The sequence below is a fragment of the Micromonospora sp. AMSO1212t genome, from assembly GCF_008868145.1.
GTDB lineage: Bacteria > Actinomycetota > Actinomycetes > Mycobacteriales > Micromonosporaceae > Micromonospora > Micromonospora tulbaghiae.
Window position 1 is genome coordinate 80,275 of sequence record NZ_WBKS01000003.1, and the last position, 18,327, is coordinate 98,601.

Sequence of the window (18,327 nt, forward strand, 5' to 3'; positions counted from 1 at the left end):
CTCAGCCGCGGCCCAGCAGCCGCAACGTGTTGGCGCCGGCCACCAGGGCGCTGTCGTCCGGGCCGAGACCCGCGTCGCGCAACGCCGCCTCGACCCGGTCGCGGGTGGTGGACCGCTCCGCGATCGGCCAGTCCCCGCCCACCACCACGTGGTCGGCGCCGAGCAGGTCGGTGGCGAAGCGGATCGCCGACGGCGCGAAACCCATCGTGTCGGCGTACACGTGGGCGCTCCGGTCCGGCGCGCTGAGCAGTGCGCCCTCGTCGGTGGCGGCGGCCAGGGCGAGGCCGGCCACCCCGAGCATCGGGAAGACCACGTGCAGGCCGGGCAGCGTGGCCAGGACACCGCCGGTGAGCAGCGACAGCAGCGCGGCCGCGGTGATCGTGCCGCGGGCGAGCGACGTGCCGAGCCGGCCCAGGCCCGCGAACTCCGCGGTCAGGGTGGACCGGCTGATCGGATGCGCGAAGACCGGTACGCCCAGCTCGGCCGCGGCGACGAGCGTGGGACGGGCGGCCGGGTCACCGAGCAGCCGCCCGTCCGCGGCGGCGCAGTCGACCACGACGCCCGGCAGGCCCAGGTCACGGACGGCTCGGACCACCTCCCCGGCGGCCGCCTCGCCGCCGAAGGCGTCGATCGTGGCGAGCCCGGCGAGGCGGGCGGGGTCTCCCGCGACCACGGTCGCCAGATGGTCGTTGAGCCGCCGCTGGTCGCCGGGTCGGGTCCGCTCGCCGTGCGGGGTGACCATCGCCGGCGGGGCGCTGAGCACACGCAGGTCGACGCCGTACCGGCCCGACTCGGCGAGCAGGTCGTCGAGGTCGGCGACCCGCCGGGCGGTGTCGGCCCAGCGGGCGGCGAGCACGCCGGTGGCGTTGTGCGGCAGCACCGCCGGATGGTCCGGACAGGCGTGGTGGGTGTGGAAGTCGGCGATGAACATCAGACGTCGAGGAACGTGTAGGTGAAGCCGCGCTCCGCCCGGTGCACATGTCCGGCCGCGGGGAACGGGAAGTGCGCCGGCACGAGCAGGTCGCCCGAGTCGGCGGCCCGCTCGAGCAGGCGGCGGCGCTGGTCGGCGGAGTCGCCGGGCACCACGCAGTAGCGGATGCTCCACTCCGGCCGCTCCAGTTGGACGCCGTGGTGCAGCATGTCGCCGGCGAACAGCGCCCGTTGACCGGCCGACTCGACGACCAGGTAGACGTTGCCCGGGGTGTGGCCGAACGCGGGCACCAGGTGCACCTGCGGGGACAGCACGTGGTCGGCCTCGATCAGGTCGAGCACTCCGGCGTCGCGCAGCGGCAGGATGCTGTCGGCGATGTAGTCGCCGGTACGCCGCATGGCCCGCGCGCCCTCCGGGCCGGTCCACCAGTCGAACTCCTCGCGGACCACCAGGTACCGGGCGTTCGGGAAGGTCGGCTCCCAGCCGCCGCGACCGTCCGCGCCGGTGGCGAACCCGACGTGGTCGACGTGCAGGTGGGTGAAGACGACCGTGTCGATGTCGCCGAGCGACACCCCGGCGCGGGCGAACTGTTCCAGGAACGGCCGGTCCGCCCGGTCGAAGACGCCGCCGTTGCGCGGTTTGCCGTTGCCGCCGCCCGCGTCGACCAGGATCAGCCGGTCCGGCGTCCGCAGCAGGTGAGCCTCCTGGTTGAGCAGGATCCGGCCGTCGTGGGTGAACGGCTCGCGCGTGTAGAACGCACCGTCGGTCCAGGACTCGGTCTCCATCTGCGGGAAGAACTCGGCCGGCTCCACGAAGTAGTCGACCTCGCGGATCGGGAAGACCTCGACCTCACCGACTCGGAAGGACCACAGCGGGCCCTCGCCGCCGCCGGTGTCGGTCCATCGGGCGTTGCTCATGCCATCTCGCTCTCGGGTGTACGGCGAGCGTGCGGCTCGCCGTCGGGGGTACGGCGGACCTGCGTCCACACGCGGGTGCGGAGCTCGCCGAAGGGGGCGGAGGAACGGGTGCCGATCTGTTCGCGGTCGGCGGGCAGGTCGACCGGGATGTCGGCCTGGACGCCGGAGACGCCGGTGCCGAGCACCACGACGCGCTGGCTGAGGTAGACCGCCTCGTCGATGTCGTGGGTGACGAGGACGATGGTCATGCCGTAGCGCTTCCACAGCGCGGCGACCAGGTCCTCCAGGTCGGCCCGGGTCTGCGCGTCGACGGCCGAGAACGGCTCGTCCATCAGCAGCAGGCGGGGCCGGTAGGCGACCGCGCGGGCGATGGCGACGCGCTGCTGCATGCCGCCGGAGAGCTGCCAGGGGTACGCGTCGCCGGCCGCGCCGAGGCCGACCGCGTCGAGCGCGTCGGCGACGAGTTCCCGCCGCCGCGCCCGGCTCAGGCCCAGGTGGCGCAGCGGCAGCTCGACGTTCCGCCGGACCGTCTTCCAGGCGTACAGGCTGCGGCCGTACTCCTGGAAGACCACGCCGAGGCCGGCCGGCGGCTCGGTGACCGGGCGGCCGTCGAACCGGACCTGTCCCGTCGTGGCCGGCAGCAGCCCGGCGACGATCTTGAGCAGGGTGGTCTTGCCGCAGCCGGACGGGCCGACGAGCGCGACGAACTCGCCCTCGGACACGGACAGGTCGACAGCGGTCAGCACCTCGACGGTGCGTTCCCGGGCCCGGTAGGTCTTGCCGACCCCGGCGATCTCGAGCAGGGAGGTCATCGTCGCTCCGTGAGTTGTCCGGTGTGGCCTCGATGCCAGCGCAACGCGCGCCGCTCGACGAGTTCGAAGAGTTTGGCCAGCCCGAAGCCGAGCAGGCCGATCAGCAGCACCCCGCTCCACATCTGCGGGATGGCGAAGCTGCGCTGGAACTGCACCACAGTGAAGCCCAGCCCGTCGGTGCTCATCAGCATCTCGCTGACCACCATGAGGATGATCGACAGGCCGAGCGCCTGACGGGCGCCGGCGAAGATCTGCGGGCTCGCGCCGCGCAGCACGAGCAGGTGCCGGGTGCGGCGCGGCAGCCGGTACGCGGCGGCGGTCTCCAGCCCGACCTCGTCGGCGGCGCGGACGCCGTCGGCGGTGTTGAGCAGGATCGGCCAGACGGCGCCCACCGTGATGACGACCAGCTTCGTGGCGTCGCCGATGCCGACCGCGACCAGCAGCACCGGGATCAGCACCGGGGCGGGCAGCACCCGGAAGTACGCCAGCAGCGGGCCGGTCAGCGCGCGGGGCACCGCCCACCGCCCGATCACGAAGCCGAGGGTGACGCCGGCGGCGAGCGCGACGGCGTACCCGGCGGCGAGGCGCCACAGGCTGGGCACCACGTCGCTGACGAACGTGCCGGAGAACCACACGTCCCGGAACGCCTCGACGATCGTACGCAGCGGCGGCAGGAACACGTTGGTGCTGCCGTCGCTGGCCACCCACCACGCGGCCACGAGCACCGCGGGCAGGCCGAGCGCGTAGCCGAGCGCCCTCATGCGACGGCCTCCCGCCGGGTCGCCACGTGCCAGTGCAGCAGCCGCCGCTCGGCGAGCCGGGCGAGCTGGTCGAGGCCGATGCCGAGCCCGCCGGTGAGCAGCACCAGCGCGTACATGCCGGTGGACTCGCCGGACTCCTGGCTGCTCCAGATCATCTCGCCGAGCCCGGCGGCGCCCATCACCAGACCGCCGGTCAGCGCCAGAGCCAGCGCGACCGAGACGATCAGCCGCAGCGCCGTGCCCAGATACGGCAACACGGTCGGCCACGTGACGTGCACGGTCCGGGCCAGCCGGCCGAGCCGGAAGGCGCGGGCGGTGTCGACTGCCACCCGGTCCACGTCGCGCAGACCGTAGAGCACCTGGAACACGACGATCCAGAAGCACGAGACGGCGACCAGCAGCACGGTGATCTGCCGGACGTCGAGCACGAGCACCAGCACCGGGATCAGCACGATCGACGGGACCGGCCGCAGGAAGTCGAGAGTGGAGGAGGTGGCCCGGCGCACCTGGGGCACCGAGCCGAGCGCGAACCCGGCCAGGATGCCGGCGACCACCGCGATGACCAGGCCGACGGCCACCGCGGACAGCGTACGACCGGTCGCCGTCCAGAACCGTTCCCCGGCGAGCAGGCGCAGCGCCTCGGGCACCACGGCGCTCAGCGGCGGCACGTGCGCGGGTTCGAAGAACAGGCGGGCGAGGATCTCGTACGCCGTGGCCGCGCCCGCCAGGCCCACGGCGCCGAGCCACCCCCTTCTCACTTGAGGATCAGCTCGTCGAGGTCGGGTGTGCTGGTGATGAGCCCGTCGCGCTGGGCATAGCCGGCGAGCTTCTCGGCGGCCTGCCGGCTGACCTCGTCACGCAGACCGGTCAGGGTGATCTTCGCGGCCACCTCCGGCTTGATCTCGGTGAACGTGGGGATCTTCGCGCGCACCTCGTCCTCGTGCTCGCGGGCGTACGCGTAGGCCTCCCGCACCGCGTCCCGGAAGGCCGTGACGGTCTTCGCGTTCTTCGAGGTGTAGGAGCCGGCCGCGTACCACGCGGAGACCGTGAGGTCGGGCGCGAGGTCGGTGAAGCCCCACCCGACCGGCACCGCGCCCTGCGCCTTGGCCGCCGACAGGAACGGCTCGACCACCCAGGCGCCGTCCACCCGGCCCGTGCTGACCGCGGCGGGCGCCTGCGGGAACGGGATCTCGACGAGCTTGACCTTCGTCGGGTCACCGCCGTCGGCGCGGACCGCCTCCCGGGCCGCCGCGGCGGCGATGTTGGTGAGGATGTTGACGGAGATCGTCTTGCCTTCGAGCTGCTTGGCGCTGGTGATGCCGGAGTCGCCCTTGACCACCAGGGCGCCGTAGTCGGCGCCCTCCTTGCCGGTGGACGCCGACGCCGGCACCACTGCCTTGACGTCCAGGCCCTTGGACCGGGCGACGATCAGCGTGGTGAGGTCGCCGGTGGCGAAGTCGACCTTGCCGGCCAGCACGGCCGGCACGGAGGTCAGGTCGGACGTCTCGGTGTCGACCTCGACCTTGAGGCCGTGCTTGGCGAAGATGCCCCGCTCCTGGGCCAGGTAGATGGGCGCGAGGTGGCCCAGCGGCGACGAGGCGAGCCGGACGGTGGTGAGGCCGTCGGCGCTCGCCGCGGCGGGCGCGTCGTCCCCGCCGCAGGCGGCGAGCGACGTGGTGAGCAGGACGGCGGCGAGGGCACCGGCGATCCGGCGGCTACGGGTGGTCATGCGGTCGGCTCCTCAAAGCGCAGGCGCAGGTCGAGGTCGTGGACGTGGTCGGGGAACGGCACCGGGCCGCCCAGCGGCTCGGCGCCGATGCTGGAGACGGCCGCCTCCTCGATCGCCACGACGAGGCTCGCGGCGTGCCTGGCGGAGTCGCCGGCGACGAGCAGGCCGTGGTTGCCGAGCAGGATCGCGTACGTGCGGGGGTGCGCCGCGAACGTTTCGGCGATCGCGCGCACCGCCTCCTCGGTGCCGCGCGGCGCCCACGGCGCGACGGGGATGTCGACCGGCTGGCCGTGCACGAGCAGTGCCTCGTACCGGGCCGGCAGCGGCGCCCCGGCGAGGGCGTAGCTGGTGGCGTACGGCGAATGGGTGTGGATGACGGCGTTGACGTCCGGCCGGGCCTGGTAGACGCCGATGTGCATCTTCAGGATGGCGGCCACCGACGGGCTGGGCGTTCCCTCGTGGACGGTGCCGTCGAGGCCGACCACGACGACGTCGTCGTTGACGGTGCGCAGCGCGGGCGCCGCGACCCGCAGGTCGTCGGCGGGCCACGGGCGGAGCAGTTCGCCGGCGTTGACGAGCAGGCGGTCGTCGTGACCGGGGATCCGGACGCTGATGTTGCCGTGCCCGCTGGCCGACATGGCCGAGGCGGCGAAGATCTTGTTGATGCCGGCGGTCAGGTCGGCGCGGGCTTTCTGGACAGGGTCGTGCTGAGTCATGGCGTGCGGCCTCAAGGGGAGTCGGTCGTGCCCGGGGCACGACGATGCAAGGTGTGCGAAGTGAGCCGGTGGGGCTCAGCGGCGACAGAGCGCGCTGGACGTACGGCCCTGGTCGAGGGCTCGTCGGGTGGTCAGCGGCGCGGGCATAACCCTACTATAACCCTAGGAAATGTAGGCGATCAAGGGCTGACCTGTTCGATGGTCACGTGACAGGATCGGTCAGGTGCCCAAGGTCAACGTTTATCTGCCCGACGCCCTCGCCGACCGCGTCCGCGACGCCCGGCTTCCGGTCTCCCGGATCTGCCAGACCGCACTGACCCAGGCCCTGGACGGCGCCGCGGGCGCGGCCCACGAGACCCCCGCCACCCGGGCGCTGCCCGCCGGGCTCACCCTCACCCCGCCGGCCAACCACCACGTCGCGGCGATCCTGCGCCAGGCGTACGCCCTCGCGTCCACCTCCGGCGCGGTCACTGTGGAGCCGGTCCACCTGCTGCGAGCCTTCCTCGACGAGGGCGAGAGCCTGGTGCTGAACACCGTCGAGCTGCTCGGCTTCCCCGCCGCCACGATCCGCGCCGCCCTGGGCGACTCCCCCACCCCGGCCCTGACACCCACCGAGCCGGCCGCGTCGCCGGCCACCCGGGCGGTGCTGACGGCCGCCGCCGGCCAGGCCACCGCACACGCCTCGGCCGTCACCACCGGCAGCCACCTGCTGCTGGGGCTGCTGCGCGACGACGGCGACGCGGGCGACGTGCTGCGGCGTACGGGCGTGACCGCCGTCGTCACACCCGCCGTGCTGTCCGCGCTCTACCACGGCGTCGCGTTCGGCCGGATGCTGCCCGAGCGCGACGCCGACACGACGGTCCTGCGCGTGATGATGCACGACGTCCTCGACCGGCTCGACCGGATGCAGAAGCGGCTCGACGCGACGGAAGGGTGACGGGAACGCGCCCGGCCGGGTGGCTCCGGGAGCGCGCCGCGGCTGGGCTACGCTGCGGGAAGCGCTGGTTCACCCGGTCGGCGACGGCCGGGTGTCGTAAGAGGGAACCCGGTGGAAGTCCGGGACTGCCCCGCAGCGGTGAGTGGGAACGACAGCCGTCAACAGCACTGGGCCACGGCCTGGGAAGCGACGGCCGGTAGGCGACCTCGTGTCATGCCCGCGAGTCCGAAGACCTGCCCGCGTCGCGCGTACCACCGGTGCGCGCCGCCGTCGACCTCGCGGGTGGGTCGGGCGGGTGACACGCCGCACGGTGCGCCGTCGGCGTGCCCTCGACGTGCACACCCCGGCCGGTCGGCGGTCCGCTTCTGCGAGGACGGAACCGCACAGTGCCCGACACCATCACGCTCACCGGCCGACCACCGTCGGCCTCGCATCTGACCCTGTCGCAGATCATGGACCAGCACCACACCAACCTGATGGGCACGGTCCACGGCGGGCGGATCCTCAACCTGATCGATTCGGTCGCCGGGGTGGTCGCCGCCCGCCACTCCGACGGGCCGGCCGTCACCGCCGCCATCGACGAGACCGCGTTCCTGCGCGCGGTACGCGTCGGGGACGTGGTCCACGTGGACGCCCGGATCACCTGGGCCGGCCGCAGCTCGATGGAGGTGGCGGTGAAGGTCAGCGCGGACCGGTGGGACCGCGCGGTGCCGCCGGTGGACGTGGCCACCGCGCACCTGGTGATGGTCGCGGTGGACGACGACGGCCAGCCCCGGCCGGTGCCGCCGCTGCACGCCGAGACCGACGGTGACCGGCGGCGCTACCGGGAGGCGCAGATCCGGCGCGAACACCGGCTGGCGCTGCGCCGGGCGCTGCTCGACGGCGCCGGGGAGGGCTGACCGGTGCTCGGACTGTCGGCGGCCACGCTCGCCGGTTACCTCGCCGCGATCGTGGTGCTCATGCTCACCCCGGGTCCGGACATGATGTTCGTGCTGGCCAACGCCACCCGGTACGGCCCACGGGCCGGCGCGGTGGCCGCGCTCGGGGTCGCCGCCGGGGAGGCGGTGCACGTCGCCGCCGTGGTGGCCGGGCTCGCCACGGTGATCGCCGCGTCCCCGGTGCTGTTCACCGCGATCCGGTGGGCGGGTGCGGCGTACCTGATCGTGCTGGGTCTGCGGGCGCTGCGCGGCACGGGCCGGCCCGGCGCCCCGGCGGACCGGCCGGACGGCGGCGCCGGGCGGGCGTTCCGGCGCGGGCTGCTGACGAACCTGCTCAACCCGAAGATGATCCTGTTCAGCGTGGCGTTCCTGCCGCAGTTCGTCCGGCCCGAGGCGGGCCCGGTGGCGGCGCAGCTGGTGCTGCTCGGCGCGCTGTTCGTCGCGGTGCAGCTCACCGTGGACCTGGCGCTCGGGGTGGGCGCCGGGCGGTTCGCCGGCCGGTGGGGCGACAGCCGCTGGTCACGGCGCGTCGACCGGCTCTGCGCGGTCGCCTTCGTCGCGCTCGGCGTCCGGCTGGCCGCCGGCTGACGGGCGGCCAGGCGTCCCGGCTCAGCGGGGGTGGGCCGCGGGCTCCCGGGGCGCCGGCGCGGCCGGCGTCCCGGACGCGGCCGGCGGCTCGCGGTCCAGGTGCAGGCGCAGCAGCACCCAGCCGAGTGACACGCCGCCGATGAACAGGTACGCGGGCTGGGTGCCGAACGTGTCCCAGCAGGTGTGCAGCGTGACGGCGGCGGCGAAGGTGAGCAGGAACGCCGCCAGCTTCCGGCCGCCGGGCGCGGCGGCGAACGTGAACAACGCGCCGGCGGTCAGCCCGGTCCAGGCCAGGTGCGCGGCGGGCGCGGTGAGGCCGCGTACGAGCAGCGTCTGCTCGACCGCGCCGAGGCTGCCCTGCGACCCGACGAACGCGGTGAACGCGTAGCCCATGGTCTCCAGCGCGGCGAACCCGGCGCCGGAGGCCACGCCGATCACCAGCCCTTGCGCCGGGGACGGGTGCCGCCGCCACAGCAGCAGGATGCCGGCCGGCACGATCAGCTTGGCGGTCTCCTCCGCGAGGCCGACGAGCGCCATCGGCAGGACGTCGAGGCGGTGCAGCGTGCCGTACTCCAGCCAGCCGGCGGCGACCACGCCGATCACGCCGCCGAGGAGCGCGGCGACGCCGACGACGGAGCCGGGGACCGGGCGGCGGGCCGGGCGCCCCTGGGCGAAGGCCAGGAACGCGGCGGGCGCAACGCACGCGCCGAGCAGGATCAGCGCCGGAACGAACGTGACGGTCCCGGTGCCGGCCAGTGTCTCCAGCACCAGCAGGTGAAGCCCGACGCCGACGAGCAGGACCGCCACCCACGCCCAGCGGCGTCCGGTATTCCCCATACGTCGAGTATCGCGCCCGGCGGCGAGCGCCGGCATCGGGGGTGGGCACTGTGGACAGTGAGATCCATGCGACACGCCCGACACGACATCTGGTGTTGCCCAACCGCCCTCACCGCCATATATGGTGGTGCCGCAGCTGGTTCGGCCGAGCCCTCCGGGGCGAGGCCGAGGCAAGAGGGAACCCGGTGGAAGTCCGGGACTGCCCCGCAGCGGTGAGTGGGAACGACAGCCGTCAACAGCACTGGGCCACCGGCCTGGGAAGCGACGGCCAGTAGGCGACCGGCGACCCCGGTCGGGCCCGCGAGTCCGAAGACCTGCCAGCGCGCCGTGCGCCTCCGCGTACGGCGGTCGGAGGTCGCGCGGGACGACCGACGCCAGCAGCCGGGCCGGCCGTGCCGCGCCCGTTGGCGTCTCCCGCCGTCTCCAGACGGTGACAGCGAGGAGAGGTCATGACTGTCGTACAGGAGAGTCCCCCGTCCGGGACCGGCGGGTCCGAGACCCGCCGGCCGGCGATGCGGGTACGCAAGCGGGACGGCGACACCGAGCCGGTGGACGTCAACAAGATCGTCCGGGCGGTCGAGCGCTGGGTCGCCGACCTGGACGAGGTGGACCCGCTGCGGGTGGCCACCAAGACGATAAGCGGGCTCTACGACGGGGCGACCACCGCCGAGCTGGACCGCTTGTCGATCCAGACCGCGGCGGAGCTGATCGGCGAGGAGCCGCAGTACTCGAAGCTGGCGGCGCGGCTGCTCGCCGCGTACGTGGACAAGGAGGTCCGCGGTCAGGGCGTGGCGAGCTTCAGCCAGTCGATCGCGTACGCGCACGGGCTGGGGCTGATCGGCGACGAGACGGCCGCGTTCGTGGCCCGGCACGCCCGCAAGCTCGACGACGCCGTGCACCCGGACGGCGACCTGCGGTTCGAGTACTTCGGACTGCGTACCGTCGCCGACCGCTACCTGCTGCGGCACCCGCAGTCGCGGCTGGTGGTGGAGACGCCGCAGTACTGGCTGCTGCGGGTGGCCTGCGGGCTGTCCCGCACCCCCGGCGAGGCGGTCGGCTTCTACCGGCTGATGTCCAGTCTGGCCTACCTGCCCAGCTCCCCCACGCTGTTCAACTCCGGCACCCGGCACACCCAGATGTCGTCGTGCTTCCTGGTCGACTCGCCGCGCGACGAGCTGGACTCGATCTACGAGCGGTACCACCAGGTGGCGAAGCTGTCGAAGTTCTCCGGCGGCATCGGCATCTCCTGGTCGCGGGTGCGCGGCCGGGGCGCGCTGATCCGGGGCACCAACGGGCGGTCCAACGGCATCGTGCCGTTCCTCAAGACACTCGACGCCGGGGTGGCCGCGGTCAACCAGGGCGGCCGGCGCAAGGGCGCGGCCTGCGTCTACCTGGAGCCGTGGCACCCGGACGTGGAGGAGTTCCTGGAGCTGCGGGACAACACCGGCGAGGAGTCGCGGCGTACGCACAACCTCAACCTGGCCAACTGGATCCCGGACGAGTTCATGCGCCGGGTCGAGGCCGACGGCGAGTGGTCGCTGGTCGACCCGTCGGACGCCCCGGAGCTGCCCGACCTGTACGGCGAGGCGTTCGACGCCGCGTACCGGGCGGCCGAGAAGAACGCGGTGCGCACGGTGAAGGCCCGGGACCTGTACGGGCGGATGATGCGCACGCTCGCGCAGACCGGCAACGGCTGGATGACGTTCAAGGACGCCGCCAACCGGCTGTCCAACCAGACCGGCGAGCCGGGCAACGTCATCCACCTGTCCAACCTGTGCACCGAGATCCTGGAGGTGAACGACGACGCCGAGACCGCCGTGTGCAACCTCGGCTCGGTGAACCTCGGCGCACACGTCACCGCCGACGGGGTGGACTGGGAGCGGCTGCGCGCCACCGTGCGTACGGCTGTGGTCTTCCTCGACCGGGTGATCGACATCAACTACTACCCGGCCGAGCAGGCGGCGGCGTCGAACCCGCGCTGGCGGCCGGTCGGGCTCGGCCTGATGGGGTTGCAGGACGCGTTCTTCACGCTGCGCCTGCCGTTCGACTCGGCGCAGGCCAAGGAGCTGTCCACCCGGGTGCAGGAGGAGATCCTGCTGACCGCGCTGGAGACCTCCGCCGGGCTGGCCGAGCAGTTCGGTCCACATCCGGCGTACCCGCAGACCCGGGCCGCCAAGGGTGCCCTGCACCCGGACCTGTGGGGCGCGGAGCCGGCGCAGACGCAGCGGTGGGCGGCGCTGCGCGAGCGGGTCGCCGCGCACGGGCTGCGCAACTCGCTGCTGGTGGCGATCGCGCCGACCGCCACCATCGCGTCCATCGCCGGCTGCTACGAGTGCGTCGAGCCGCAGGTGTCCAACCTGTTCAAGCGCGAGACGATGTCCGGGGAGTTCCTCCAGGTCAACACGTACCTGGTGCGGGAGCTGAAGGCCCGCGGGCTGTGGACGCCGCAGGTCCGCGACCGGATCAAGCGGGCCGAGGGCTCGGTGCAGGACATCACCGAGCTGCCCGCGCCGGTGCGGGAGCTGTTCCGCACCGCCTGGGAGCTGCCGCAGCGGGCGCTGATCGACCTGGCCGCCGCGCGGGCGCCCTTCGTCGACCAGTCCCAGTCGCTGAACCTGTTCCTGAGCGCGCCGACCATCGGCAAGCTCTCCTCGATGTACCTGTACGCCTGGAAGGCCGGGCTGAAGACCACCTACTACCTGCGATCCCGTCCCGCCACCCGCATCCAGCAGGCCACCGTCGCCCCGGTGCTCGCCCCGGTCTCCGGCGTGGTCTCCGCCGTGAGTGACGACGAGGCGCTGGCCTGTTCCCTGGAGAACCCCGAGAGCTGCGAGGCATGCCAGTGACCACCACCGCGCCGACCCGGCACATGCTGCTCGACCCCGGCATGGACCTGACCCTGCGGCCGATGCGCTACCCGCGCTTCTTCGACCGGTTCAAGGACGCCATCAAGAACACCTGGACGGTCGAGGAGGTCGACCTGCACGGAGACCTCGCCGACCTGGCGAAGCTGTCCCCCGCCGAACGGCACCTGGTGTCGCGGCTGGTGGCGTTCTTCGCCACCGGCGACACCATCGTCGCCAACAACCTCGTGCTCAACCTCTACCAGCACGTCAACTCCCCCGAGGGCCGGCTCTACCTGTCCCGGCAGCTGTTCGAGGAGGCGGTGCACGTCCAGTTCTACCTGAACCTGCTGGACACGTACGTGCCGGACGAGAAGGAACGGTTCGCCGCGTTCGCCGCGGTGGAGAACATCCCGTCGATCGCCCGCAAGGCCGAGTTCTGCTTCCGGTGGATCGACTCGATCTTCGAGCTGCGGGAACTGCGGACCCGCGACGACCGGCGGGCGTTCCTGCTCAATCTGATCTGCTTCGCCGCCTGCATCGAGGGTCTGTTCTTCTACGGCGCGTTCGCCTACGTCTACTTCCTGCGGTCCCGGGGGCTGCTCAACGGGCTGGCCTCCGGCACCAACTGGGTGTTCCGGGACGAGTCGATGCACATGGCGTTCGCCTTCGACGTGGTGGAGACCGTACGCGCCGAGGAGCCGGACCTGTTCGACGGCGAGATGGAGCAGCAGGTCCGGGAGATGCTGGCCGAGGCGGTGGAGTGCGAGGTGAGCTTCGCCGAGGACCTGCTCGGTCAGGGCGTGCCCGGGATGTCGCTGGCCGACATGCGCGAGTACCTCCAGCACGTGGCCGACCGGCGCCTCGCCGTGCTCGGCATCGCGCCGATGTACGGCAGCGGCAACCCGTTCGCGTTCATGGAGTTGCAGGACGTGCAGGAACTGTCCAACTTCTTCGAGCGCCGGGTGTCGGCGTACCAGGTCGGCGTGACCGGCTCGGTCACCTTCGACGACGACTTCTGACCGCCGCCCCCGCCCCGGCCGTCACGGCCGGGGCGGGACCGGGCTCTCGCCGGGCAACGCCGTCGCCCGGACCCGCCCGATCAACGCCACCACGGCGAGCGCCATCACGGCCACCACCACGAACGCGCTGCGCAGGTCCAGCGCACCGGCGAGCAGGCCGATCACCGGCGCCGCCAGCAACGCGCCCGGCCACTGGCCCATCGCCACCACCGAGACGCCCTCACCCGAGGTGAGGCCGGGCTGCTCGCCGGCGAAGCCGAGCACCGTCGGGGTCACGCACGCCAGGCCGAAGCCGAGCAGTCCGAAGCCGGCCATCACCGCGGCCGGATGGGGGTACGCCACCGGCAGCGCCACGCCGGCGGTGGCGACGAGCGCCGACAGCCGGACGAAGCGGATCCGCCCGAACCGGCCGGCCAGCCGGTCGCCGAACAGCCGGGCCACGGTGGCGGCCAGCGACAGGCAGGTGTACGTGGCCGCGGCCAGCACCGCGGCGGCGCCGGCCACCTCGGTCGCGTACAGCGCGCTCCACTGTGCGCCGGCCATCTCGACGAACGAGGCGAGGAAGGCGATCACCGCGAGCAGCAGCAGCTGCGGGGTGAACCGGTCACGCAGCCGCCGCCGGTCCTCGCCGTCCTTCGTCTCCTGCCGGGGCGTGTCAGGCAGCCAGCGGTGCGTGCCGACCAGCAGCGCGCCCAGCAGGACGCTGGTGACGGCCATCTGCGCCGACGGGGACATCCCGATCGCCGCGGCGCCGGTGCCGCAGAGGCCGCCGGCCAGCATGCCGATGCTGAAGCCGGCGTGGAACGTGGACAGGATGGGCCGCCCGTAGCGCTTCTGCACCTCGACCGACTGGGCGTTCATCGGCGTGGCCAGCAGGTTCGCCGCGAAGCCCCAGACCGCGAGCCCGCCGACCAGCGCCACCACTGTGGTGGACGCGGCCAGCAGCGGCGCATTGACCAGGATCAGCGCGGCCCCGGCCAGCGCCAGCCGGCGGGTGTTGATCCGACTGATCAGCACCGCCACCACGACCAGGGAGACCAGCTCCCCGGCGTTCGTGGCGATGTTGGCCAGGCCCCAGCCGGTGTTGCCGACGCCTACCGCGTCCCGCACCTCCGGCACGCGGGCCGACCACCCGCCGATGGCCAGGCCCATGATGACGAAGAGCAGCGCCACCGACCAGCGGGCCCGTACGGCCGAGCGTGGCACCGGCGGCGCTTGCTGCTCCGTCGTGTGCTGGTTCGTCGAGGTGTCCGTCATGGTCGTCGTACCTCTCTCCGAGCGGTCCGTCGGATCTCCTACCCGATCGCGTGGTCGAGGAAGCACGCACCGTCAGGAAGGCGTACCCCTTCCGGGGTGGTGCCCGGGTCGGTGACGAGCGCCGAGACCACCGCGACGTAGTCGTCGATCAGCCCGCGTACCAGGTCGTCGCCGAAGACGCCCCGGTTGCGGATCACCACGCCGCCGGCCCGGTCGTCGTCCACCACGACGATCGGTGAGCCCCGCTTGACCCAGGCGGGCAGGCACTCGGGCGGCACGTCGGCGGCGACCACCGGCGGCGGCGTGCCGGGCGCGGGCCGGGCGGTGATGTCGACCGGCTCCACCCGCAGCTCCGGGCAGTGCAGCACCGGCGACGCCGACGCGGCGGACTGGAACCAGGCGTCGAACAGGTGGTTGTCCGGCCAGGGGCGGATCGCCGCGAAGTCGGGACGCACCGCCCGGGCCAGCCGGTGGAACGCGGTGGCGTGCGCGACGGCCTCGGCCAGCGAGGCGTGCGCGACGCCGACCACAGCGCTCATCGGCGCGTCCGGCGCGACGTCGACCGGCAGGTAGACGTTGTTGGTGAACTGACCGACGAGCTGCCGGGACAGCGGGCTCTCCCGGCCGAGTGTGGTGGTGCCCAGCACCACCCGGGACCGACCGGCCCGCTGCGACAGCAGCACCAGGTACGCGGCGAGCAGCAGCACGTACGGGCTGGTGCGGGCCCGCCGGGCGGCCGGGCGCAGCCGGGCGGTGATCTCGGGCGGGAACGCGAAGCGGGTGGCCACCTCGGCGCTGAGCGCGACGTCCGGCGCCGGTGGCGACGCCGGGAAGAGCTGGTACGGCTCCACCGGCCGCAGCCGGTCCCGCCAGTACGCGGCCCGGGCGGCGGCGTCGACGCCGTTGCCGGCCTGCTCCGCCTCCTGGAGCGCGGCGAGCGCGGTGGGGTCCACGCCCAGCGGCGGCTGCGGATCGGCCGCGCCGAGCCGGGCCGCGTACGCGTGGCACAGGTCCTCCACCACGACGCGGCACGACCAGCCGTCGGAGACCATGTGGAAGAAGCAGAGCGCGAGCACGTGCTCGGTCTCGGAGAGCCGGACCAGGGCGGCCCGCCACAGCGGCGCCCGGCCGGGGTCGAACTCGTCGTTGCGGTGCGCGTACGCGATCCGCTCGACGCGGGCCTGCTGCTCGGCCGGCGGCAGGCCGGACAGGTCGACGTACTCCAGCGGCGACTCGACGTGCGGCAGGATCTGCACCTCGGGCTCCACGCCGATGCGGTCGAACCGCATCCGCAGCGCGTCGTGCCGGTCCACCACGTCCTGCATCGCCTGTCGCAGCACGTCGACCCGCAGGGTGCCCCGCAACCGGCGGAACTCCACCACGACGAGCCTCGACGCGCCGGGGTGAGCCGGGTCGAGCGCGGTCATGAACTCCCACATCATCTGCTGGCCGGGGGCCAGCGGGAACGTCGTCGGCACGGCCACTCCCTCGTCAGGCCGCCACCGGCGGCGCGGCCACCGGCGGGAGCGGTCGACGGTCCACCTCGTCCGGTCGGTGGTCCGCCTCGTCCGGCTGGTAGTCCGCCTCGTCCGGCGCGCGGAAGCCGGTGAAGAGCAGGTCGGGGCGGCCGAGCCGGAGCGAGGTGACGAACGCGGCGCCGTCGAAGAGCGTCTCGATCGCCGCGCAGGCCATCGACTCGGCCACCGCGCGCGGTCCCCGGTCGCCGCCGAGCCGGCCGGGTGTCTTCGCGGCGATCACGGCGGCCGCGACGGCCGGCACCGCGAGCAGGCTGCGTCCCCCACTCCGCCGGGCGGTCAGCAGCCCGGCCAGGGCGGTCACGGCGAGCGTGCTGGCGGTGTTCAACACGAACCGGCGCCGGTGCGGGTGGGCGAGGCAGAGCCACTGCTCGGAGCGCCCGTACGTGGTGAACCGGTAGGCGACCGCACGGAAGGTGTCGGCGACACCGGTGTCGTGGGTGATCACCCCGTCCGGGTCGGTGAGCAGCGCATAGCCGGCGTCGGTGAGGAGCAGCCCGAGGTGCAGGTCCTCCCCGCCCAGCGGCATCGGGGAGTCCTCCGGGAATCCGCCGACCGACTCGAAGACGGAGCGTTTCAGGGCCATGTTCGCCCCGGCGGCCCAGGAGACGCGCTCGTAGTGCAGCGGCCGGGTCAGGTCGCCGAGCAGCAGGTAGGAGCGGCGCATCACGCGGAAGAACGCGCTGTCGCCGGGCTCGACGATCACCGGGCCGGTGACGCCGGCGACCTCGTCGCCGGAGGCGCGCAGCCGGGCCGCGTACCGGGTGATCAGGTCGGCCGGCACGCGGCAGTCGGAGTCGGTGAACAGCAGCAGGTCGTAGCGGGCGTGCCGGACGCCCAGGTTCCGTTTGGCCCCGACGTGCCGGGGTCCGCGCACGTAGCGGGCGCCGTACTCGGCGCAGGCGGCGCGGTGCGCGGCGGCCGCGGCGGGCGCCGAGTCGTCGACGACCACCACCTCCACCGGCTCCGGGCAGTTCGGGGCGGCGTCGCGCAGGCTGCGGAGCTGGCGGCGCATCTCCGCCACCCGGTCCTTGACCGGAATGACGACGGAGACGCCACGCGCGACGGCGCGAGGTTCGGTCGGTTCGCCCACGGGCGATGCGGATCGGCTCATGCCCCGAGGTTCGACCACGCGGATACAACGCCGATACACGGCGCCGGCCGTGCCGGCTATCGCGTGTGTACCGCTGATGTATCGATGGGCATCAAGGTCGAAGGCATGACGACCTCCATCCCTCTCGACCGGCGGCTCGCCGTGGACGGTGGCCGGCCGGTCCGCCCACCCGACCGCCCTTGGCCACGCTGGCCGATCCCCGCGCCGGACGCCGCCGGCAACCTCTCCGCGGTGCTGACCGGCGGCCGGTGGGCGATCAGCAGCCCGTCCGTCGGCGACACCGCCCTGTTCGAGCGCCGCTTCGCGGCCGACTTCGCCCGCTACGTCGGCACCCGCCACTGCGTGCCGGTCGACCACGGGTCGAGCGCCCTGGTGGTGGCCCTGGAGTCACTCGGCCTCGGCTACGGCGAGACGGTGCTCGTACCGGCGCTGACCTGGACCGCCTCCGCGACCGCCGCGCTGCGCGCCGGCCTGGTCCCGGTGCTCGTCGACGTCGACCGGGCCACCGGCTGCGTCGGGCCGGACGACCTCGACCTGTCGGTGGACCCGCGCGCCGTGGTCGCCGTGCACTGGGCCTCCAACATGGCCGACGTGCCGGCGCTCGACGCGGTCACGAAACCACGCGGCATATCCGTCGTGGAGGACTGCGCGCAGGCCCACGGCGCCACCTGGCAGGGCCGTCAGGCCGGCTCGCTCGGCCGGCTCGGCTGCTTCAGCTTCCAGCACGGCAAGGTGCTCACCTGCGGTGAGGGCGGGGCCGTGGTCACCGACGACGACATGCTCGCGCCGGTGCTCCAGGAGCTGCGGGCCGACTCGCGCCGCTACCGCGGCGACCGGACGCCGGCGGGCGAACTGGACCTGGAGGAGAGCGCCGGCGTACAGGGCGCCAACTTCTGCCTGAACGAGTTCTCCGCGGCGGTGGCCTGCGCGCAACTGACCACGCTGGACGAGCAGCACGGCGTCCGCAACCACAACTACCGGCTGCTCGGCGAGATGCTCGACGGCGTCGACGGCGTACGGCTGCTGCAACCGGCGGCGGGCCAGACGCGCATCTCGATCTACGAAGGCACGATCGTCTTCGACGAGTTGCCGGCCGGCATGGACAACGCCGCCGTGGCCAGCGCGCTCACCGCCGAGCTGGGCCGGCGGTTCTACTGCACCGACGAGCCGCTGCACCGCAGCCGGCTGCTCCAGCCGTGGACGAAGCCGCTGCTCGCGCCGCTGGCCGAGCGCTTCGCGGAGATCCACCGGGAGCGCACGTACCCGAACACCGAATGGCTCGCGGCCCACACCGTCCAGACGCACCACAGCACCTTCCTCGGCAGCGAACAGGACATGCACGACATCGCCGTCGCCGTCGCCAAGGTGCTCGCCCGCTGATTCGCGCCGC

17 protein-coding genes and 2 riboswitches are annotated in these 18,327 nt (G+C 73.3%); of the genes, 6 read left to right on the forward strand and 11 right to left on the reverse strand.

Annotated elements, in window-relative coordinates; all coding sequences use genetic code 11:
- Position 1: 1 nt before the first annotated feature.
- The 7 genes from F8279_RS01680 to F8279_RS01710 are packed head-to-tail and all read right to left on the reverse strand — an operon-like array spanning position 2 to position 5,866.
- Positions 2 to 931, reverse strand: a complete 930-nt coding sequence (locus tag F8279_RS01680) for an amidohydrolase family protein (RefSeq protein WP_091425133.1) — start codon at positions 929 to 931, stop codon at positions 2 to 4.
- Positions 931 to 1,848 (reverse strand): MBL fold metallo-hydrolase, encoded by a 918-nt coding sequence (locus F8279_RS01685; protein WP_151498888.1) that lies wholly within the window; start codon positions 1,846 to 1,848, stop codon positions 931 to 933. The genes F8279_RS01680 and F8279_RS01685 overlap by 1 nt, the downstream gene beginning before the upstream one ends.
- A complete protein-coding gene (locus tag F8279_RS01690; RefSeq protein ID WP_151498889.1) occupies positions 1,845 to 2,660 on the reverse strand; it encodes an ABC transporter ATP-binding protein in 816 nt (271 codons plus the stop codon). The genes F8279_RS01685 and F8279_RS01690 overlap by 4 nt, the downstream gene beginning before the upstream one ends.
- Positions 2,657 to 3,421, reverse strand: coding sequence for an ABC transporter permease (locus tag F8279_RS01695; protein ID WP_091425128.1), 765 nt, complete (start codon positions 3,419 to 3,421; stop codon positions 2,657 to 2,659). Before F8279_RS01695 ends, F8279_RS01690 begins: the two co-directional genes overlap by 4 nt.
- Positions 3,418 to 4,179 carry an ABC transporter permease gene (locus F8279_RS01700; RefSeq protein ID WP_151498890.1) on the reverse strand — a complete coding sequence of 254 codons (762 nt, stop codon included), beginning with the start codon at positions 4,177 to 4,179 and terminating at the stop codon, positions 3,418 to 3,420. Before F8279_RS01700 ends, F8279_RS01695 begins: the two co-directional genes overlap by 4 nt.
- The gene (locus F8279_RS01705; RefSeq protein ID WP_151498891.1) at positions 4,176 to 5,150 is read right to left on the reverse strand and encodes an ABC transporter substrate-binding protein; all 975 of its coding nucleotides are present in this window, start codon (positions 5,148 to 5,150) and stop codon (positions 4,176 to 4,178) included. The genes F8279_RS01700 and F8279_RS01705 overlap by 4 nt, the downstream gene beginning before the upstream one ends.
- Positions 5,147 to 5,866 carry a class II aldolase/adducin family protein gene (locus tag F8279_RS01710; protein WP_091425117.1) on the reverse strand — a complete coding sequence of 240 codons (720 nt, stop codon included), beginning with the start codon at positions 5,864 to 5,866 and terminating at the stop codon, positions 5,147 to 5,149. Before F8279_RS01710 ends, F8279_RS01705 begins: the two co-directional genes overlap by 4 nt.
- Before the next feature lie 223 nt (positions 5,867 to 6,089).
- On the opposite strand from F8279_RS01710, the gene F8279_RS01715 reads away from it, so the two are divergent.
- The 3 genes from F8279_RS01715 (at position 6,090) to F8279_RS01725 (ending at position 8,329) form a co-directional block, all read left to right on the forward strand.
- Entirely contained in the window at positions 6,090 to 6,803 is a 714-nt protein-coding gene (locus F8279_RS01715) for a Clp protease N-terminal domain-containing protein (protein WP_151498892.1), read from the forward strand.
- 48 nt (positions 6,804 to 6,851) lie between these two features.
- Positions 6,852 to 7,059: riboswitch (cobalamin riboswitch) on the forward strand.
- Between the two features lie 130 nt (positions 7,060 to 7,189).
- A complete protein-coding gene (locus tag F8279_RS01720; protein ID WP_030268885.1) occupies positions 7,190 to 7,702 on the forward strand; it encodes an acyl-CoA thioesterase in 513 nt (170 codons plus the stop codon).
- Between the two features lie 3 nt (positions 7,703 to 7,705).
- Complete coding sequence (locus F8279_RS01725) at positions 7,706 to 8,329, forward strand: LysE family translocator (protein WP_091425113.1); 624 nt, start codon at positions 7,706 to 7,708, stop codon at positions 8,327 to 8,329.
- Positions 8,330 to 8,350: 21 nt separating this feature from the next.
- On the opposite strand, the gene F8279_RS01730 is transcribed toward F8279_RS01725, so the two are convergent.
- The gene (locus F8279_RS01730) at positions 8,351 to 9,166 is read right to left on the reverse strand and encodes a PrsW family intramembrane metalloprotease (protein ID WP_091425111.1); all 816 of its coding nucleotides are present in this window, start codon (positions 9,164 to 9,166) and stop codon (positions 8,351 to 8,353) included.
- A gap of 120 nt (positions 9,167 to 9,286) precedes the next feature.
- A riboswitch (cobalamin riboswitch) is annotated at positions 9,287 to 9,503 on the forward strand.
- Positions 9,504 to 9,678: 175 nt separating this feature from the next.
- Here F8279_RS01730 and F8279_RS01735 point away from each other — a divergent pair.
- Together F8279_RS01735 and F8279_RS01740 are read left to right on the forward strand one after the other, a co-directional pair.
- Positions 9,679 to 12,012 (forward strand): ribonucleoside-diphosphate reductase subunit alpha, encoded by a 2,334-nt coding sequence (locus tag F8279_RS01735; protein WP_225853074.1) that lies wholly within the window; start codon positions 9,679 to 9,681, stop codon positions 12,010 to 12,012.
- A complete protein-coding gene (locus F8279_RS01740; protein ID WP_091425107.1) occupies positions 12,003 to 13,031 on the forward strand; it encodes a ribonucleotide-diphosphate reductase subunit beta in 1,029 nt (342 codons plus the stop codon). The genes F8279_RS01735 and F8279_RS01740 overlap by 10 nt, the downstream gene beginning before the upstream one ends.
- Before the next feature lie 21 nt (positions 13,032 to 13,052).
- Here the strand turns inward: F8279_RS01740 and F8279_RS01745 are convergent, their stop codons facing one another.
- The 3 genes from F8279_RS01745 to F8279_RS01755 are packed head-to-tail and all read right to left on the reverse strand — an operon-like array spanning position 13,053 to position 16,937.
- Positions 13,053 to 14,288 (reverse strand): MFS transporter, encoded by a 1,236-nt coding sequence (locus F8279_RS01745; RefSeq protein ID WP_091425105.1) that lies wholly within the window; start codon positions 14,286 to 14,288, stop codon positions 13,053 to 13,055.
- Positions 14,289 to 14,326: 38 nt separating this feature from the next.
- Entirely contained in the window at positions 14,327 to 15,766 is a 1,440-nt protein-coding gene (locus F8279_RS01750; RefSeq protein WP_091425311.1) for a condensation domain-containing protein, read from the reverse strand.
- A gap of 13 nt (positions 15,767 to 15,779) precedes the next feature.
- On the reverse strand, positions 15,780 to 16,937 hold the full coding sequence (locus F8279_RS01755; RefSeq protein ID WP_091425103.1) for a glycosyltransferase: 1,158 nt from the start codon (positions 16,935 to 16,937) through the stop codon (positions 15,780 to 15,782).
- 105 nt (positions 16,938 to 17,042) lie between these two features.
- On the opposite strand from F8279_RS01755, the gene F8279_RS01760 reads away from it, so the two are divergent.
- A complete protein-coding gene (locus F8279_RS01760) occupies positions 17,043 to 18,317 on the forward strand; it encodes a DegT/DnrJ/EryC1/StrS family aminotransferase (protein WP_225853071.1) in 1,275 nt (424 codons plus the stop codon).
- Positions 18,318 to 18,327: the final 10 nt, after the last annotated feature.

Excerpts from the sequence above, each read along its gene's own strand:
- F8279_RS01695 (WP_091425128.1), bottom strand. The coding sequence starts at position 3,421 with ATGAGGGCGCTCGGCTACGCGCTCGGCCTGCCCGCGGTGCTCGTGGCC.
- F8279_RS01680 (WP_091425133.1), bottom strand. The coding sequence starts at position 931 with ATGTTCATCGCCGACTTCCACACCCACCACGCCTGTCCGGACCATCCG.
- F8279_RS01740 (WP_091425107.1), top strand. The coding sequence starts at position 12,003 with ATGCCAGTGACCACCACCGCGCCGACCCGGCACATGCTGCTCGACCCC.
- F8279_RS01755 (WP_091425103.1), bottom strand. The coding sequence starts at position 16,937 with ATGAGCCGATCCGCATCGCCCGTGGGCGAACCGACCGAACCTCGCGCC.
- F8279_RS01735 (WP_225853074.1), top strand. The coding sequence starts at position 9,679 with ATGCGGGTACGCAAGCGGGACGGCGACACCGAGCCGGTGGACGTCAAC.
- F8279_RS01705 (WP_151498891.1), bottom strand. The coding sequence starts at position 5,150 with ATGACCACCCGTAGCCGCCGGATCGCCGGTGCCCTCGCCGCCGTCCTG.
- F8279_RS01745 (WP_091425105.1), bottom strand. The coding sequence starts at position 14,288 with ATGACGGACACCTCGACGAACCAGCACACGACGGAGCAGCAAGCGCCG.
- F8279_RS01685 (WP_151498888.1), bottom strand. The coding sequence starts at position 1,848 with ATGAGCAACGCCCGATGGACCGACACCGGCGGCGGCGAGGGCCCGCTG.
- F8279_RS01760 (WP_225853071.1), top strand. The coding sequence starts at position 17,043 with ATGACGACCTCCATCCCTCTCGACCGGCGGCTCGCCGTGGACGGTGGC.
- F8279_RS01730 (WP_091425111.1), bottom strand. The coding sequence starts at position 9,166 with ATGGGGAATACCGGACGCCGCTGGGCGTGGGTGGCGGTCCTGCTCGTC.
- F8279_RS01710 (WP_091425117.1), bottom strand. The coding sequence starts at position 5,866 with ATGACTCAGCACGACCCTGTCCAGAAAGCCCGCGCCGACCTGACCGCC.
- F8279_RS01690 (WP_151498889.1), bottom strand. The coding sequence starts at position 2,660 with ATGACCTCCCTGCTCGAGATCGCCGGGGTCGGCAAGACCTACCGGGCC.